The sequence below is a fragment of the Enterobacter sp. SCRI0065 genome (assembly GCF_059766475.1).
Window position 1 is genome coordinate 684,876 of sequence record NZ_JCBAJB010000001.1, and the last position, 16,737, is coordinate 701,612.

General features: G+C 53.6%; 13 protein-coding genes. 7 read left to right on the plus strand and 6 right to left on the minus strand.

Annotation, left to right across the window (positions count from 1 at the left end):
• Positions 1-353 precede the first annotated feature (353 nt).
• The 3 genes from AC6EMZ_RS03325 (at position 354) to macB (ending at position 5,236) form a co-directional block, all read left to right on the plus strand.
• Positions 354-2,012, plus strand: coding sequence for an ATP-dependent endonuclease (locus AC6EMZ_RS03325; protein WP_498400956.1), 1,659 nt, complete (start codon positions 354-356; stop codon positions 2,010-2,012).
• 171 nt (positions 2,013-2,183) lie between these two features.
• On the plus strand, positions 2,184-3,299 hold the full coding sequence (macA, locus tag AC6EMZ_RS03330; protein ID WP_498400957.1) for a macrolide transporter subunit MacA: 1,116 nt from the start codon (positions 2,184-2,186) through the stop codon (positions 3,297-3,299).
• A complete protein-coding gene (gene macB, locus AC6EMZ_RS03335) occupies positions 3,296-5,236 on the plus strand; it encodes a macrolide ABC transporter ATP-binding protein/permease MacB (RefSeq protein WP_498400959.1) in 1,941 nt (646 codons plus the stop codon). The genes macA and macB overlap by 4 nt, the downstream gene beginning before the upstream one ends.
• A gap of 71 nt (positions 5,237-5,307) precedes the next feature.
• Here the strand turns inward: macB and cspD are convergent, their stop codons facing one another.
• Positions 5,308-5,529: a cold shock-like protein CspD gene (gene cspD / locus AC6EMZ_RS03340; RefSeq protein WP_498400960.1), complete on the minus strand. Its 222-nt coding sequence runs from the start codon at positions 5,527-5,529 to the stop codon at positions 5,308-5,310.
• A 303-nt stretch (positions 5,530-5,832) separates the two neighbouring features.
• Here cspD and clpS point away from each other — a divergent pair, with 303 nt between their 5' ends.
• The 3 genes from clpS (at position 5,833) to AC6EMZ_RS03355 (ending at position 9,667) form a co-directional block, all read left to right on the plus strand.
• Positions 5,833-6,153 (plus strand): ATP-dependent Clp protease adapter ClpS, encoded by a 321-nt coding sequence (gene clpS / locus AC6EMZ_RS03345; RefSeq protein ID WP_498400961.1) that lies wholly within the window; start codon positions 5,833-5,835, stop codon positions 6,151-6,153.
• 28 nt (positions 6,154-6,181) lie between these two features.
• Positions 6,182-8,461: an ATP-dependent Clp protease ATP-binding subunit ClpA gene (gene clpA / locus AC6EMZ_RS03350; RefSeq protein WP_498400962.1), complete on the plus strand. Its 2,280-nt coding sequence runs from the start codon at positions 6,182-6,184 to the stop codon at positions 8,459-8,461.
• 756 nt (positions 8,462-9,217) lie between these two features.
• On the plus strand, positions 9,218-9,667 hold the full coding sequence (locus AC6EMZ_RS03355) for a hypothetical protein (protein WP_498400963.1): 450 nt from the start codon (positions 9,218-9,220) through the stop codon (positions 9,665-9,667).
• A 73-nt stretch (positions 9,668-9,740) separates the two neighbouring features.
• On the opposite strand, the gene infA is transcribed toward AC6EMZ_RS03355, so the two are convergent.
• The 5 genes from infA to trxB form a co-directional block, all read right to left on the minus strand.
• Positions 9,741-9,959 (minus strand): translation initiation factor IF-1, encoded by a 219-nt coding sequence (gene infA, locus AC6EMZ_RS03360; RefSeq protein WP_002211347.1) that lies wholly within the window; start codon positions 9,957-9,959, stop codon positions 9,741-9,743.
• Between the two features lie 286 nt (positions 9,960-10,245).
• The gene (aat, locus tag AC6EMZ_RS03365; protein WP_498400964.1) at positions 10,246-10,950 is read right to left on the minus strand and encodes a leucyl/phenylalanyl-tRNA--protein transferase; all 705 of its coding nucleotides are present in this window, start codon (positions 10,948-10,950) and stop codon (positions 10,246-10,248) included.
• A 46-nt stretch (positions 10,951-10,996) separates the two neighbouring features.
• Positions 10,997-12,718, minus strand: a complete 1,722-nt coding sequence (gene cydC / locus AC6EMZ_RS03370) for a heme ABC transporter ATP-binding protein/permease CydC (RefSeq protein ID WP_498400966.1) — start codon at positions 12,716-12,718, stop codon at positions 10,997-10,999.
• On the minus strand, positions 12,718-14,484 hold the full coding sequence (cydD, locus tag AC6EMZ_RS03375) for a heme ABC transporter permease/ATP-binding protein CydD (RefSeq protein ID WP_498400968.1): 1,767 nt from the start codon (positions 14,482-14,484) through the stop codon (positions 12,718-12,720). Before cydD ends, cydC begins: the two co-directional genes overlap by 1 nt.
• 113 nt (positions 14,485-14,597) lie before the next feature.
• On the minus strand, positions 14,598-15,566 hold the full coding sequence (gene trxB, locus AC6EMZ_RS03380) for a thioredoxin-disulfide reductase (RefSeq protein ID WP_498400969.1): 969 nt from the start codon (positions 15,564-15,566) through the stop codon (positions 14,598-14,600).
• 552 nt (positions 15,567-16,118) lie between these two features.
• On the opposite strand from trxB, the gene lrp reads away from it, so the two are divergent.
• Positions 16,119-16,613: a leucine-responsive transcriptional regulator Lrp gene (lrp, locus tag AC6EMZ_RS03385; protein WP_000228473.1), complete on the plus strand. Its 495-nt coding sequence runs from the start codon at positions 16,119-16,121 to the stop codon at positions 16,611-16,613.
• Positions 16,614-16,737 lie beyond the last annotated feature (124 nt).

Below are 16,737 nucleotides of genomic sequence, written 5' to 3' on the forward strand. Positions count from 1 at the left end.
CATGCGCTTTCCTGCGCACGGGCTACTTTCCGCCATAAAGGGATGACGACTCAAAGAGCCATTATTTTAAAAAGCAACCACACCCCTTTGCCATCTAAATAAATTCGATAAATTTGATTTAAGGCAATGTGATGTTAATCCTTGTTTGAATTGGGTGAGAATAAAGCATAGTCCAATTCGGGATGCGTAGTATCTTGCGATAAATAGGCTATATCAAATGAAAGCTTACGGGTAAATTCTGAATTTTAAAGTCCGTGATAACGTGACGAAGCCGTCAGGATTGTTATGAAAAACCAGCCAGAGCTATACTTCTGATAACTTAAAGGAAAAAGTGACCATTTGGCGGGGGAGTTATGTTTCTCGAACGTGTGGAAGTTGTCGGGTTTCGCGGTATTAACCGTTTATCCCTGATGCTGGAACAGAACAACGTGCTGATTGGTGAGAACGCCTGGGGTAAATCCAGCCTGCTGGATGCGCTGACCCTGCTGCTTTCCCCAGATTCAGATTTGTATTGCTTTGCGCGGGAGGACTTTTGGTTTCCGCCCGGCGACATGCTCGGGCGCGAGCATCACCTGCATATTGTGCTGACCTTTCGGGAAATCGAGCCCGGCCGCCATCGGGTACGTCGTTACCGGCCACTTTCACCTTGCTGGGTGCCTTGCGATGACGGATTTCAGCGCATTTTCTATCGACTGGAAGGCGAGCTGGCGGAAGATGAGACCGTCATGACGCTGCGCGGGTTTATGGATGCTAACGGTCATTCGCTTCCGCTCAGCGACATCGATGAACAAGCCCGCCATCTGGTGCGATTGATGCCAGTGCTACGACTGCGTGATGCGCGATTTATGCGCCGGATCCGCAATGGTACGGTCCCTCGTTTGCCCGAAGTCGAAGTGACGGCGCGGGAGCTGGATTATCTGGCGCGTGAGCTGGTGGCCCGCCCGCAAAACCTCACTGACGGACAAATCCGCCAGGGGCTGTCGGCGATGGTTCAATTGCTGGAACATTACTTTTCCGAGCAGGGCACATCGCAAACTCGCCATCGCCTGATGCGACGTCGTTCGCATGATGAACAACGCAGCTGGCGTTATCTGGACATTATCAACCGCATGATCGATAAACCCGGTGGCAGGGCGCATCGCGTGATTCTACTGGGACTTTTCTCCACGCTGCTACAGGCTAAGGGCAACGTCCAGTTGGACAGAGATGCCCGCCCGCTGCTGCTGGTGGAAGATCCTGAGACGCGGTTGCATCCCATTATGCTTTCCGTTGCCTGGCATTTGTTAAACCTGCTGCCGCTCCAGCGCATCACTACCACCAACTCCGGTGAACTCCTCTCGCTGACGCCCGTCGAGCACGTTTGCCGGCTGGTGCGCGAATCGTCTCGCGTCACCGCATTCCGCCTTGGACCCGGTGGGTTAAGCGCCGAAGATGGTCGGCGGATCGCATTTCATATTCGCTTTAACCGCGCCTCGTCGCTCTTTGCCCGCTGTTGGCTGCTGGTGGAAGGCGAAACGGAAACCTGGGTGATAAACGAACTGGCGCGTCAGTGCGGGCACCATTTCGATGCGGAAGGGATCAAGGTCATTGAGTTTGCGCAGTCGGGGTTAAAACCGCTGGTTAAATTTGCCAGTCGCATGGGGATCCAGTGGCATGTGCTGGTGGACGGGGATGAAGCCGGGAAAAAGTATGCCAGCATAGTGCGGGGCCTGCTGAATAATAACGGGGAAGAGGAACGGTCACACCTCACGACATTGCCCGCCATGGACATGGAACATTTTATGTATCGCCAGGGCTTTGCCGATGTTTTTCATCGTGTGGCAATGATCCCGGTTAACGTGCCAATGAACATGCGACGGGTGATCACCAAAGCGATACAACGCTCGTCAAAACCTGATCTGGCCATTGAAGTGGCGGCGGAAGCGGGGAGAAGGGGCGTTGAGTCGATTCCGACCCTGTTGCGTAAAATGTTCTCCCGCGTGCTCTGGCTGGCACGCGGCAAAGCGGATTAGTCTTGTGTGGCCTGTTTGACCTGTGCGATCAGGCTGTCGAGCATTTCGAGCGGCAACAGGAAGTGACTATTTGCTTAAAGTATTCGTGTGCCTAAAAACAGGGGTTTCGTTGAAGGGGAGTTTAGATAGAATCAACGGTTATAATTGCCTGTACATTTATTTGGAATATTTATGAACCTCAAGGGAAAACGCAGGAAGCTGTATCTGCTGCTTGCAGTTGTCGTGCTCGTGGGTGGATTCTGGCTGTGGCAGGTGCTCAATGCACCGGTCCCGCAGTATCAAACGTTAATTGTTCGTCCGGGGGAATTGCAGCAAAACGTGCTCGCGACGGGCAAGCTGGATGCGCTGCGCAAGGTTGACGTAGGCGCGCAGGTGAGTGGTCAGTTGAAAACCCTCTCGGTCGAGATTGGAGACAAGGTCAAAAAAGGCCAGCTTTTGGGCGTCATTGATCCTGAGCAGGCAGAAAACCAAATCCGGGAAGTGGAAGCCACGCTGATGGAACTGCGTGCTCAGCGCAGCCAGGCGGTAGCTGAACGTAATCTGGCGCAGGTGACGCTGGGGCGTCAGCAGGCGCTGGCAAAAACGCAGGCGGTTTCTCGTCAGGATCTGGATACAGCCACCACCGAGCTTGCGGTGAAACAGGCGCAAATCGGCACCATTGACGCGCAGATTAAGCGCAACCAGGCGTCGTTAGATACCGCCAAAACTAACCTCGATTACACCCGTATCGTGGCACCGATGGCAGGCGAAGTAACGCAAATCACCACGCTACAGGGCCAGACCGTGATCGCCGCACAGCAGGCACCAAACATCCTGACGCTGGCGGATATGGGCACCATGCTGGTTAAAGCGCAGGTTTCAGAAGCTGACGTGATTCATCTTAAACCGGGTCAAAAAGCCTGGTTTACGGTGCTGGGGGATCCGCAAACGCGTTACGAAGGGGTATTAAAAGATATCCTGCCGACGCCGGAAAAGGTAAACGACGCCATTTTCTACTATGCCCGTTTCGAAGTGCCTAACCCGAAAGGTGTGCTGCGTCTGGACATGACGGCGCAAGTGCATATTCAGCTCACCGGCGTGAAGGATGTCCTGACCGTGCCGCTGGCGGCGCTGGGTGAGTCGGTGGGAAATAATCGCTATAAGGTGAAGGTGTTACGCACTGGCGAAACCCGCGAACGCGAGGTGGAGATTGGTGAGCGTAATGACACCGACGTGGTGATTGTGAAAGGGCTGGAAGAAGGCGACGAGGTCGTGACCAGCGAAAGCCTGCCGGGAGCCGTTAAATGACGGCGCTGCTGGAGCTGAATGATATCCGTCGTAGTTATCCTTCCGGGGATGGCGCGGTGGAGGTGCTTAAAGGTATTTCACTTCGCGTGGAAGCGGGCGAGATGGTCGCCATCGTCGGGGCGTCTGGCTCCGGAAAATCCACGTTGATGAACATTCTCGGTTGCCTGGATAAACCGACCAGCGGCTCGTATCGCGTGGCAGGAACCGACATCTCGACGCTGGACAGCGATGCTCTCGCAAAGCTGCGTCGTGAACACTTCGGCTTTATCTTCCAGCGCTATCATTTGCTCTCGCACCTGACGGCTGCGCAAAACGTTGAAGTACCTGCAGTGTACGCCGGGGTTGAGCGGAAAAAACGCCTTGAGCGAGCGAAGGCGCTGTTGACGCGTCTGGGGTTAGCCGAACGCGTGGATTATCAGCCTTCTCAGCTTTCTGGCGGTCAGCAGCAGCGTGTGAGTATCGCGCGCGCGCTGATGAACGGAGGGCAGGTGATTCTGGCCGATGAACCCACCGGCGCGCTGGATAGCCATTCTGGCGAAGAGGTGATGGCTATCCTGCACCAGCTGCGCGATCAGGGGCACACGGTGATCATCGTGACCCACGATCCTACGGTGGCGGCGCAGGCTGAAAGGATTATCGAAATTCATGACGGCGAGCTGGTGAGCAATCCGCCTGCTAAAAAAGCCCACGCGGGGGTGCATAAAGAGGTGCTTCCTCCTCCAACGGGATGGGGGCAGTTTGTCAGCGGGTTTCGCGAGGCGCTCACCATGGCATGGCTGGCGATGGCGGCGAACAAGATGCGTACGCTGCTGACCATGCTCGGGATTATTATCGGGATCGCTTCGGTGGTCTCGATTGTGGTGGTCGGCGACGCGGCCAAACAGCTGGTGCTGGCGGACATCCGCGCGATTGGCACCAACACGATTGATATTTATCCCGGTAAAGATTTTGGCGATGACGAGCCGCAGAATCAGCAGGCACTGAAGTATGACGATTTAACCGCGATTCAAAAGCAGCCGTGGGTTAACTCCGCCACGCCTGCCGTTTCGCAAAATCTTCGTCTGCGCTATGGCAACATCGACGTGGCGGCCAGCGCGAATGGCGTTAGCGGCGATTATTTTAACGTCTATGGAATGACCTTCAGCGAAGGCGCAACCTTTAATGCCGAACAGCTGGCGGGCAGAGCGCAGGTTGTGGTGCTGGATCAGAATTCGCGCAAGCAGCTTTTTCCTGACAAAACCAACGTCGTCGGTGAAGTTATTTTGGTCGGGAATATGCCTGCGACGGTCATTGGCGTTGCCGAAGAGAAACAATCGATGTTCGGCAGCAGCAAAATCCTGCGCGTCTGGCTCCCGTATACCACTATTTCCGGGCGCATCATGGGACAGTCCTGGCTTAACTCCATCACCGTGCGGGTGAAAGAGGGCTATGACAGCGCGTTGGCCGAGCAGCAGATTGAACGTCTGTTGACGCTGCGCCATGGAAAGAAAGATTTCTTCACCTGGAATATGGACGGGGTATTGAAAACGGCTGAAAAGACCACACGTACTCTACAGATGTTCCTGACGCTGGTGGCGGTTATCTCGCTGGTGGTTGGCGGTATTGGCGTAATGAATATTATGCTGGTGTCGGTAACCGAACGTACGCGTGAAATTGGTATCCGCATGGCGGTTGGCGCGCGGGCAAGCGATGTACTGCAACAGTTTTTGATCGAAGCGGTGCTGGTGTGTCTGGTGGGCGGTGCGTTGGGCATTGCGTTGTCGATGCTGATTGCCTTCAGTTTGCAGCTTTTTTTACCCGGCTGGGAAATTGGTTTCTCGCCGCTTGCGATATTGACTGCTTTTTTGTGCTCAACGTTTACCGGCGTTTTGTTTGGCTGGTTGCCGGCACGCAATGCAGCACGTCTGGATCCGGTGGATGCGCTGGCGCGCGAGTAACGATGCCAATAAAAATGCCAGCCGATCGGGCTGGCATTTTGACTGCAGGATGTACACAATGAAGTAGAGAGCTATGCTACCGCTTCTACTTCGATGGGCACAATGACGCTGGCATGATTGCCTTTTGGTCCCTGGTGAACATCAAACCGGACCGATTGCCCGGCTTTTAGCGTTCTGTATCCATCCATCTGAATGGTGGAATAGTGAGCGAAGATATCTTCGCCGCCGCCTTCAGGGCAGATAAATCCAAACCCTTTGGCGTTGTTGAACCACTTAACAGTACCCATTTCCATACTTCGACATCCTTCGTATATCTTATTAAGTAAGATGGAATGAACCGGTGGTGGAGTGGGGGCTGTTCAAAACCTCGCCAACTCACGCTTGTACAATTTAGATAAACCAAACATCGCGTCAAGCGTTTGGCACTGGAGTTGGGATAAGAATCAACCAATTTTTGAAGCGGTTAACGCTATGGGCCGAGAATGTGACAGACATCGCGGATGGCAATAATAGATGATAGCTATCTGATATCTGAGGTAGATTCAAATAATGCATAGACATCTGCCGTAAACCGTAACTGATGATGACGACTGACAATGGGCAAGACGAATGACTGGCTGGATTTTAACCAGCTGGCGGAAGATAAACTGCGCGACGCGCTAAAACCGCCATCTATGTATAAAGTTATGTTAATGAACGATGATTACACGCCGATGGAATTTGTTATTGACGTGCTGCAAAAGTTCTTTTCTTATGATGTAGAACGTGCAACGCAACTGATGCTTACCGTTCACTATCGCGGCAAAGCCATCTGTGGTGTCTTTACCGCAGAAGTCGCCGAAACAAAGGTGGCGATGGTGAACGACTATGCCAGGGAGAACGAGCATCCGTTGCTGTGTACGCTGGAAAAAGCCTGAAAAGGCATAAAAATTGGGGGAGGTGCCTATGCTCAATCAAGAACTGGAACTCAGTTTAAACATGGCTTTCGCCAGAGCGCGTGAGCACCGACATGAGTTTATGACCGTCGAGCACTTACTGCTCGCACTGCTTAGCAACCCATCTGCCCGCGAAGCGCTGGAAGCCTGCTCCGTGGATCTGGTGGCGCTACGTCAGGAACTCGAAGCCTTCATCGAACAAACCACACCGGTGCTGCCCGTCAGTGAAGAAGAGCGCGACACTCAGCCGACGCTTAGCTTCCAGCGCGTATTGCAGCGTGCGGTGTTCCACGTCCAGTCTTCTGGGCGTAGCGAAGTGACCGGCGCGAACGTGCTGGTTGCCATCTTTAGTGAGCAGGAGTCGCAGGCGGCGTATCTTCTGCGCAAACACGAAGTCAGCCGACTCGACGTGGTCAACTTTATCTCCCACGGAACGCGTAAAGACGAGCCGAACCAGCCGTCTGATTCCAGCAATCAGGTTAATAACAACGAAGAGCAAGCAGGCGGGGAGGATCGTATGGAAAACTTCACCACCAATCTTAACCAGCTTGCTCGCGTTGGCGGTATCGATCCGCTGATTGGCCGCGACAAGGAGCTGGAGCGTGCCATTCAGGTACTGTGCCGTCGTCGTAAGAATAACCCACTGTTGGTGGGTGAATCGGGCGTGGGTAAAACCGCCATTGCCGAAGGGCTCGCCTGGCGCATTGTGCAGGGCGACGTTCCCGAAATCATGGCCGACTGCACGATTTACTCGCTGGATATCGGTTCCTTGCTGGCAGGCACCAAATACCGTGGCGATTTCGAAAAACGCTTTAAAGCTTTGCTGAAGCAGCTGGAGCAAGACACCAGCAGCATCCTGTTTATCGATGAAATCCACACCATCATCGGCGCAGGTGCGGCTTCTGGTGGGCAGGTGGATGCCGCTAACCTGATCAAACCGCTGCTTTCCAGCGGCAAGATCCGCGTGATGGGCTCCACCACTTATCAGGAGTTCAGCAACATTTTCGAGAAAGACCGTGCGTTAGCGCGTCGCTTCCAGAAAATCGACGTGACTGAGCCGTCTGTTGAAGAAACCGTGCAGATAATCAACGGCCTGAAACCGAAGTACGAAGCGCACCACGACGTGCGTTACACGGCGAAAGCGGTTCGTGCAGCGGTGGAGCTGGCGGTGAAATACATCAACGATCGTCATCTGCCGGATAAAGCGATTGACGTGATCGACGAAGCGGGCGCACGTGCGCGTCTGATGCCGGTCAGCAAACGCAAGAAAACCGTCAACGTGGCGGATATCGAGTCCGTGGTGGCGCGTATTGCACGTATTCCTGAGAAGAGCGTTTCTCAGAGCGATCGTGACACGCTGCGTACACTCGGCAATCGCCTGAAAATGCTGGTGTTTGGTCAGGATAAAGCCATTGAGGCCTTAACCGAAGCGATCAAAATGGCACGTGCCGGGCTGGGACATGACCACAAGCCTGTCGGTTCCTTCCTGTTCGCCGGTCCAACCGGTGTGGGTAAAACCGAGGTGACGGTACAGCTCTCCAAAGCGCTGGGCATTGAGCTGCTGCGTTTTGATATGTCCGAGTATATGGAGCGTCACACCGTCAGCCGTTTGATTGGTGCGCCTCCGGGATACGTGGGCTTTGATCAGGGCGGCTTGCTGACTGATGCGGTCATTAAGCATCCGCACGCGGTTCTGCTGCTTGATGAAATCGAGAAAGCGCACCCGGACGTGTTCAATATCCTGCTACAGGTGATGGACAACGGAACGCTGACCGATAACAACGGGCGCAAAGCGGACTTCCGCAACGTGGTGCTGGTGATGACCACCAACGCCGGGGTGCGAGAAACCGAGCGTAAATCTATCGGCCTGATCCATCAGGACAACAGCACCGATGCGATGGAGGAGATCAAGAAGATCTTTACGCCGGAGTTCCGTAACCGTCTGGACAACATTATCTGGTTCGATCACTTGTCTACCGAGGTGATTCATCAGGTGGTGGACAAGTTCATCGTCGAGTTGCAGGTTCAGCTGGATCAGAAAGGCGTCTCGCTGGAAGTGAGCCAGGAGGCCCGCGACTGGCTGGCCGAGAAAGGCTACGACCGTGCAATGGGCGCGCGTCCAATGGCGCGAGCCATTCAGGACAACCTGAAGAAACCGTTGGCGAACGAACTGCTGTTTGGCTCGCTGGTGGACGGTGGACAGGTAACCGTGGCGCTGGATCAGGTGAAGAAAGAGCTGACGTATGATTTCCAGAGTGCGCAGAAGCATAAGCCGGAAGCGGCTCACTAATTTTTCATATTGAGCTTAAAAACCGGGCGCAAGCCCGGTTTTTTTATGCCTGTCATTCGATTTCGTCTCCTGAATTGACAGCTTGCACAATGCACTCCCTCTCCATTCAGGGTGTACGGTCCGGGAACATGCAGCTCAGTTGGTCATTCCGTTCACTTACAGACCTGTGCTTCTCTATGAACCCGGAAACGGTGAACGTGCCATGGCGGCTCAATCGCCGCCGCCCTGGCAACCCGGGCTCCCGGCAAGAAAATCGTCGCTTCGCGATTCCCTCGTCTTATTCCTTTCGGCTATCGGGGACGGGCGCTGCAACGTCCCTGTAAATGCGCCCTCGCCGCGCATCCATGCGCGTCGCCCCGGCCTTCAGTCAACGATTCGGCGATTTACAGCCGGACCAGGTCATCGCTGTCAGCCTGAATTTCCTTGAAACCAGGCTTTAGCTGAAATTTTGCGAGGCGCTTTCCAGAATTTTGATGTGGTTATTGCTGGATAAAATTACAGTAATAGAATGGCGGCGCACCTGCAAAATCAGGTGTCAGGATTGGCGTCCTGAAAGTGTGTGAGCAGCAGTATTTGCTGCGGGCTTCGTTCGCCCTAAGGAAAAGGGTATAATTCTGCATCTGGCGGGCGAATCGGAAGCTTCTTAGGAAGCGCCAGTATGCACACACGCTGGTACGCCAATTCCTTTTCGTCCGCCGCCAGCGAACCTGGCGTTTCCTGCGGTGGTAAATTCAAAGTGTGTGAAGGAATTACCCAATGAATACAGAAAACAATTTCGCCCTGCTCTACAGCGAGCTCTCCCTTAAACCCGATCTCACCACGTTAGCTGAGCGCTGCAATTTGCTCACTGAAATCCTGCTGGACTGCCACTCGCTGCCACAAACACAGCCAGTCTGCCGTTGCCTGGGGGCGTATCTGGATCGCATGAAATGCGAGCTAACGGAATCAATGAGTGATTTTCACGTGGTCGAATTCGAGGAAGAGCAACCGGTGCCGCAGCGCAAAGAATGGTTGCTGGAAGAGACCGAAACAAAATGTGATTACAGCCGCGCAATAAATCACGTGCTGTTAATTTCTCATTTTGACCGCGATATGCTGCCACATTTGACGGGGTTGTTGCACGATATTACCCATGCAGTTGCTGAAGATTTAACCAGACCGCTGTGTCCACAAGTGGCCATTCATGTTTCATCTCAGCAACACTGATACCATGAAATAAAAAAAGGTCGGGAAATCCCGACCTTTTTTATTATTCATCTGCCATTACAGGCGAAAACTATTAGCGACTACGGAAGACAATGCGGCCTTTGCTCAGGTCGTACGGGGTCAGCTCAACAGTCACTTTGTCGCCCGTTAAAATGCGGATGTAGTTTTTACGCATTTTACCGGAGATATGCGCGGTTACCACGTGACCGTTTTCCAGTTCTACGCGAAACATGGTATTAGGTAACGTATCAAGTACGGTACCCTGCATTTCAATATTGTCTTCTTTGGCCATCTAATCCTCTGGGGTATCACTACCAAGTTTTGAACCGGCAAGATAATGCCGAAATTCATCAATTAAGTAAAGAATTGCGCGTCTAAAACGCTGCAAAACAGTTTCGGCGCATTGCCCAGTCGTCACGGTAAAACCGCACGAGAAGCGCATTCGTAAAGGGGACGACAGGATAAACGTATGGACGTTATCTGGTGCGAAGGGTTCCCAAACGGCGGCGGGGCAACAGGCAGAAGCTACTCTGCGGCACCAATTATAACACCGCTAGTCAAAAATGGGCGGAAAACATTTACGACTGAGGCAGAAAGAGCGTTCTGGGGACCCAAAAGTTCTGCGGGAGCTTCTGCAAGCGCAGCACATCAAGCTCTTCCAGGTAATGACGGCGTGATATTTCTACCGCTCCCAATGATGCGGTGTGCTCATTGAGGACCTGACAATCCAGCAGTTGACCACCGCGCGCAGCGAATTCCTGGCAAAATATCAACAATGCTGTTTTGGAAGCATTAACCGCCCGGCTGAACATCGATTCACCGCAAAAAAGTGTGCCTTGCGCGACACCGTACATTCCGCCGACCAGTTCATTGTCGTCCCATACTTCGATGGAATGCGCATGGCCCAACTCATGCAAGCGATGATAGGCGACCAGGATATCGCGGGTGATCCAGGTTCCTTCATGTCGATCGCTGGCGCAGCCTTCGATCACCTGACCAAAGGCATGATTGAGCGTGACGCGATAAGGGGATTTTGCATGGAAGCGCTTCATGCTACGACTCAGATGAAACTGCCCAGGCAGTAATACGGCTCGCGGATCGGGCGACCACCATAAAATCGGATCGCCGGGAGAAAACCACGGGAAAATCCCGCGCTGATAAGCCATCAGCAGTCGCGCAGGACTTAAATCACCGCCTAGCGCCAGTAGCCCATTAGGTTCACGCAGCGCTCCCTCTGGCGAAGGGAACGCGATATTATGACGAGAAAGCTGGACCAGGCGCATGACGACGGAACTCCAATACGCGAGTTAGGATCGGTTCAAATATAGTCTACAGACGCTGTTTAAACTGGTAGTAGCGACCCTGTTTCGCCAACAATTCTGCGTGACTACCTTGCTCAATAATTTGCCCATTGTCCATCACAATTATTTGGTCAAAATTCGCCAGCCCGCGCAGGCGATGTGTCACCATGAGCACGGTTTTGTCCTTCATCACTTGCGCCAGTAAATCAAGGATTTGGCTCTCGGTTGTTGCATCTAAACCTTCTGTCGGTTCGTCGAGCAACATCAGCGGCGCATCGTGCAGGACCGCGCGTGCAACAGCCAGACGACGCAACTCACCGCCAGAAAGCTGACGGCCACCTTCGCCAAGCCAGCCGTTAAGCCCGTCATCTTCCAGCAGCTTATGCAGGCCCACTTGCTCCAGAACCGTACACAGCTTTTCGTCCGAGGCAGTCGGCGAGGCGAGCAGCAGGTTGTCGCGAAGCGTCGCACTAAACAAATGCACGCGCTGAGGCACCACGCTCACCGCTTTACGTAGCGCTTGCTCGCTGAAATCGACAAGCGGCGTTCCGTTGAAAGCGATCTGTCCCTGACGGGGATCCCACGCGCGGGTCAGCAGTTGCAGCAGCGTTGACTTACCGCATCCTGTTCGTCCAAGAATCGCGACATGGTCACCCGCCTGGATAGACAGAGTAATGTCGTTCAGCGCCGGTTGCGTCTGCCCGTCATAGGCAAAGGTCACGTTGTTAAGCTTAAGTGCGATGCGCTCAGGAGAGACTGTTTCCTGCGTGGTGAACTGGACTTCCGGCGTTTGCTCAGTAATTTGCGTGATGCGCACGGCGGAGGCTATCACCTGGCCAAGATGCTGAAATGCACCCGTTACCGGGGCCAGAGCCTCAAAGGCCGCCAGCGCACAAAAGACAAACAGAGCAATCAGTGCGCCAGGTTGAACGTTGCCGCCGACGCTGCCAGAGGCCATCCACAGCATAGCAATAACCGCAACCCCGCCAATCAGTAGCATGACGGCCTGAGAAAGCGCCGTCAGTTCGGACTGCCTGCGTTGGGCTTCGTGCCAGCTTAACTCAGTGCTTTCCATGCGCGCGCGATAGCGGCGGCTGGCACCAAAAATAGTCAATTCAGCCTGACCTTGCAGCCAGGATGTCAATTGCTGGCGATAATCTCCGCGCAGGCGGGTTAAGTTCTCTCCGGTCGATTTACCTGCGCGATAAAACAGCGGCGGCAACAGGAAAAGCGTTAACAGCATAATCCCACCGAGCGTGAGGGCGATCGGCACATCGAGAACACTGAGGCCCAGCGTGACGACGACGATAACGACCAGGGCACCAACCAGCGGAGAAATGACGCGCAGATAAAGGTGGTCCAGCGTGTCGACGTCCGCGACGACGCGATTGAGTAATTCTCCCTGGCGAAAACGTGCCAGTCCGGCAGGGGAGAGCGGGAGCAGTTTGCTGAAAGTGAAAATACGCAGATGTTGCAGGACGCGGAAGGTGGCGTCGTGGCTGACCAGGCGTTCAAAGTAACGGCCTGCGGTACGGACGATGGCCGTACCGCGCACACCCGCAGCAGGCAGCATGTAGTTGAAGCTATACAGCCCGGCGAACCCGGCCACGGCAGATGCCGAAAGGAACCAGCCTGAGAGCGTCAGAAGACCAATACTGGCTAAAAGGGTCACAATAGCCAGCACAATACCCAGCGTTAGCATCCATTTGTGGCGTTTGTAGAGCGCAAGATAAGGCAGTAAAGCACGCATTAGATCTCCTCCTGACGATTCGCCAGCAGGGCGGCGAAAGGCCCTTCTGCAGCGACGAGCGTCGCATAATTCCCTTGCTCGACAATACGACCATTATCCATCACCCAAATCTCATCCCAGTCGGCAATGCCTTCGAGCTGATGCGTAACCATTAACGTCGTTTGCTGTTTTGAGGCGTCATTGAGTGCCTGCATGACGCGTTGTTCGCTGTGGGCATCGAGGCTAGCGGCTGGTTCATCCAACAGCATGAGCTGGCTTGGGTTAAGCAGGGCACGAGCAACGGCAATACGCTGCGCTTGACCGACGGACAAACCCGACGATTGATCGCCTACAACGGTATCAACGCCATTCGGGAGCATTGGAAGGAATTCGCTGACCCACGCGCGGTCAAGCACCGACTGAAGTTCGTTTTCACGCGCGTCAGGGCGAGCCAGTAGCACGTTATCCCGCAGCGTCGGGGCCGGTAGCTGTGGATTTTGCCCCACCCAACTCAACTGCTTGCGCCATGCGTCAGGCTCCAACGCGCGCAGTTCTGTGCGGTTAACCTGTAATGAGCCGGTATAGGCCATAAATCCAGAAAGCGCGTTAAGCAGCGAGCTTTTTCCTGAACCGCTGGTGCCCACCAAAACAACACGTTGGCCCGCGCTCAGGGTGAAGTTAAGCGGCCCGGCAAGGACTTTGCCATCTGGCGACAGTACCGAAAAATCGTTGGCCTCAAGCGTGATGGCGTCTTTGCTATTAAGGGTAATATCGCCACGTTCCGGGTGAGCAAGCGGCGTTTCAAGGAAAGTTTTGAGACTGTCCGCTGCGCCAACAGCCTGCGCTTTAGCATGGTAAAACGTGCCAAGATCGCGCAGGGGCTGGAAAAACTCCGGTGCCAGAATCAGCGCAAGGAACCCGGCAGAAAGCGTCACTGCCGTGCCGTAGTGTCCGAAATCCAGCGCGCCAAGGTAGGAGAAGCCAAAGTAGACGGCCACTAATGCAATGGAGAGCGAGGTAAAGAATTCAAGTACGCCAGAGGAAAGGAAGGCCATACGCAACACTTCCATGGTGCGCTGACGAAAATCCTGCGAGGCCTGGCGGATATTCTCCGTCTCAGCTTCGCCACGCCCAAAGACGCGCAAGGTTTCCATGCCACGCAGTCGGTCAAGGAAGTGCCCACTCAGGCGACCCAGGGCAAGGAAGTTTCGACGGTTGGCATCGGCAGCGCCCATCCCCACCATCGCCATAAACATAGGAATCAACGGGGCAGTGCCCAGCAGTATCAACGCCGCAACCCAGTTAACCGGGAAAATGGCGAGCACGATCAGCAGCGGGACGAACACTGCCAACGCCATCTGGGGGAGATAGCGTGCATAGTAATCGTGCATGTCATCGATTTGCTCGAGGATAAGCGTAGCCCAGCTTCCGGCGGGCTTTCCCTGAATCCAGGCCGGGCCGGCCTCCTGAAGTCTGTCCAGAACCTGACGGCGGATTTCATAGCGAATGTGCTGCCCGGCGTGAAAACCGACGCGTTCACGTAGCCAAACAACCCAGGCGCGCAGAACAAAGATCAACACCAGCACGATAAAAGGCATCAGCAATGCCTCGCGAGGAATGTTCTCCATGATCATATGATTAAGAATGCGGGCCAGCAGCCATGCCTGGGCGACAATCAACAAACCACTGATAAAACCCAAAAGACGGGAAATATTGAGCCAGCGACGGGATAGAACGCTTTGCTGTTTTAGCCAGCGAGTTAACTCTTGTTGACGGTTTTTTTCCATTGCGCGCTTTGCAGGTGAAGTTATAAGAATTAGGCATGGCAATGTTACAACGCAGAGACAATAAAGGCGACTTATCGCCGCCTTTATTTACGTTTGTTACTGACTTGTAAAGATTATTTACTGAGTTCCGCCAGTCCGTCGAGATAGCGTTCTGCATCCAGTGCCGCCATACAGCCGGTGCCAGCAGAGGTGATCGCCTGACGATAAATATGGTCCATCACATCACCGGCCGCGAATACGCCTGGAATGCTGGTCTGCGTCGCGTTACCGTGAATACCCGACTGCACTTTTATGTAGCCGTTTTCCAGCGCCAGTTGACCGTCGAAAATCGCCGTATTAGGGCTGTGACCGATGGCAACGAACAGCCCTGCAACTTCCAGTGATTCTACGTTGTCGGTATTTTGCGTATCGCGCAGGCGTAGGCCGGACACACCCATTTGGTCGCCAGTGACTTCTTCTAGCGTGCGGTGGGTATGCAGCACGATATTACCGCTCGCCACTTTATCCATCAGACGTTTGATCAGAATTTTCTCTGCGCGGAAGCTATCGCGACGGTGAATCAGGTGCACTTCAGAGGCGATGTTTGCCAGATAAAGTGCTTCTTCAACCGCCGTGTTACCGCCGCCAATCACCGCCACTTTTTGATTGCGATAGAAGAAACCATCACAGGTTGCACAGGCCGATACGCCACGGCCTTTGAACGCTTCCTCAGAAGGTAAACCGAGGTAACGTGCCGACGCGCCCGTTGCGACGATCAGCGCGTCACAGGTGTATTCGCCATTGTCGCCGGTCAAACGGAAGGGACGATTTTGCAGATCAACGTTGTTGATGTGATCAAACAAGATCTCGGTATCGAATTTGGTCGCGTGCTCGTGCATACGCTCCATCAGCAGCGGCCCGGTCAGGTCGTTCGGGTCGCCTGGCCAGTTTTCCACTTCAGTCGTGGTGGTCAACTGACCGCCTTTTTCCATGCCGGTGATTAAAACCGGTTGCAGGTTAGCGCGTGCAGCATAGACCGCTGCGGTGTAGCCCGCAGGTCCAGAACCAAGGATTAGCAGCTTACTGTGTTTAGCCGTGCCCATGAGATCCCCATTGTTGTTGGCAGACATTTGCTCGGATTGTAGGGAATTTGTTGCCGTAAAAAAAGAGCACAGCAATTTTGTCACCGATTTGTGCAATAGCCAGCAGTGATGGATGCTGCCATAAGAGCGTAATAACATAACGTTTTATGATGAAAATCGGTCGTTTATAAGACAATTAAATGAGGTTAAATACCCGGCCGCCATGAATAACTGGCACGTTGTACTAAAAAACGATGTTTTGCTTTGACAATCCCCTGCGCTTTTGCGAAAACATTGAAGGAAGAAAAAAAACCGCGCTAACGGTGTGTCGCATAGGCATGCACGTAAACGTCATTTTTACCGGGTCAATGAAATTTACGCATGGTGTGGACAGATACCTTACGTGATGTCGGTGACTGCCTCTGGGCAACGGTCTTCTTACCGTAGAACCCGAATCTGCATCGCGCAAACAACATAAACAGGCGATGCGATAAGCAACGGGTACAGACTCTGAACAGTGAAGTGCAAAGGGTCCAGGCAGGAGTAGGGAAGGAATACAGAGAGACAATAATAATGGTAGATAGCAAGAAGCGCCCTGGCAAAGATCTCGACCGTATCGATCGTAACATTCTTAATGAGCTGCAAAAGGATGGGCGTATTTCCAACGTCGAGCTTTCAAAACGTGTGGGTCTTTCCCCGACGCCGTGCCTAGAGCGTGTGCGTCGACTGGAGAGACAGGGTTTTATTCAGGGCTATACTGCTCTGTTAAACCCGCATTATCTGGATGCCTCACTTCTGGTTTTTGTTGAGATTACTCTGAATCGTGGCGCACCGGATGTGTTTGAGCAATTCAACACCGCAGTACAAAAACTTGAAGAAATTCAAGAATGTCATCTGGTTTCAGGCGATTTCGACTATCTGTTGAAAACCCGCGTACCGGACATGTCTGCCTATCGTAAACTGCTGGGTGAAACCCTGCTGCGACTGCCTGGCGTGAACGACACCCGTACTTATGTGGTGATGGAAGAAGTCAAACAGAGCAATCGTCTGGTAATTAAGACGCGCTAATACGGAACAGGTGCAAAATAAGTGTAATTTGATTACACTCCTGTTAATCCATACAGCAACAGTGCCGGGTATCCCGGCGCTGTTGTCCGTTTTAGCAAACAGGCAGGAATTGCCTGGTACCTGG

Bases quoted from the DNA above. Each gene is read 5' to 3' on its own strand.
- clpS (WP_498400961.1), top strand. From the start codon at position 5,833: ATGGGCAAGACGAATGACTGGCTGGATTTTAACCAGCTGGCGGAAGAT.
- cydC (WP_498400966.1), bottom strand. From the start codon at position 12,718: ATGCGTGCTTTACTGCCTTATCTTGCGCTCTACAAACGCCACAAATGG.
- lrp (WP_000228473.1), top strand. From the start codon at position 16,119: ATGGTAGATAGCAAGAAGCGCCCTGGCAAAGATCTCGACCGTATCGAT.
- AC6EMZ_RS03325 (WP_498400956.1), top strand. From the start codon at position 354: ATGTTTCTCGAACGTGTGGAAGTTGTCGGGTTTCGCGGTATTAACCGT.
- cydD (WP_498400968.1), bottom strand. From the start codon at position 14,484: ATGGAAAAAAACCGTCAACAAGAGTTAACTCGCTGGCTAAAACAGCAA.
- clpA (WP_498400962.1), top strand. From the start codon at position 6,182: ATGCTCAATCAAGAACTGGAACTCAGTTTAAACATGGCTTTCGCCAGA.
- macB (WP_498400959.1), top strand. From the start codon at position 3,296: ATGACGGCGCTGCTGGAGCTGAATGATATCCGTCGTAGTTATCCTTCC.
- trxB (WP_498400969.1), bottom strand. From the start codon at position 15,566: ATGGGCACGGCTAAACACAGTAAGCTGCTAATCCTTGGTTCTGGACCT.
- cspD (WP_498400960.1), bottom strand. From the start codon at position 5,529: ATGGAAATGGGTACTGTTAAGTGGTTCAACAACGCCAAAGGGTTTGGA.
- macA (WP_498400957.1), top strand. From the start codon at position 2,184: ATGAACCTCAAGGGAAAACGCAGGAAGCTGTATCTGCTGCTTGCAGTT.
- infA (WP_002211347.1), bottom strand. From the start codon at position 9,959: ATGGCCAAAGAAGACAATATTGAAATGCAGGGTACCGTACTTGATACG.
- aat (WP_498400964.1), bottom strand. From the start codon at position 10,950: ATGCGCCTGGTCCAGCTTTCTCGTCATAATATCGCGTTCCCTTCGCCA.
- AC6EMZ_RS03355 (WP_498400963.1), top strand. From the start codon at position 9,218: ATGAATACAGAAAACAATTTCGCCCTGCTCTACAGCGAGCTCTCCCTT.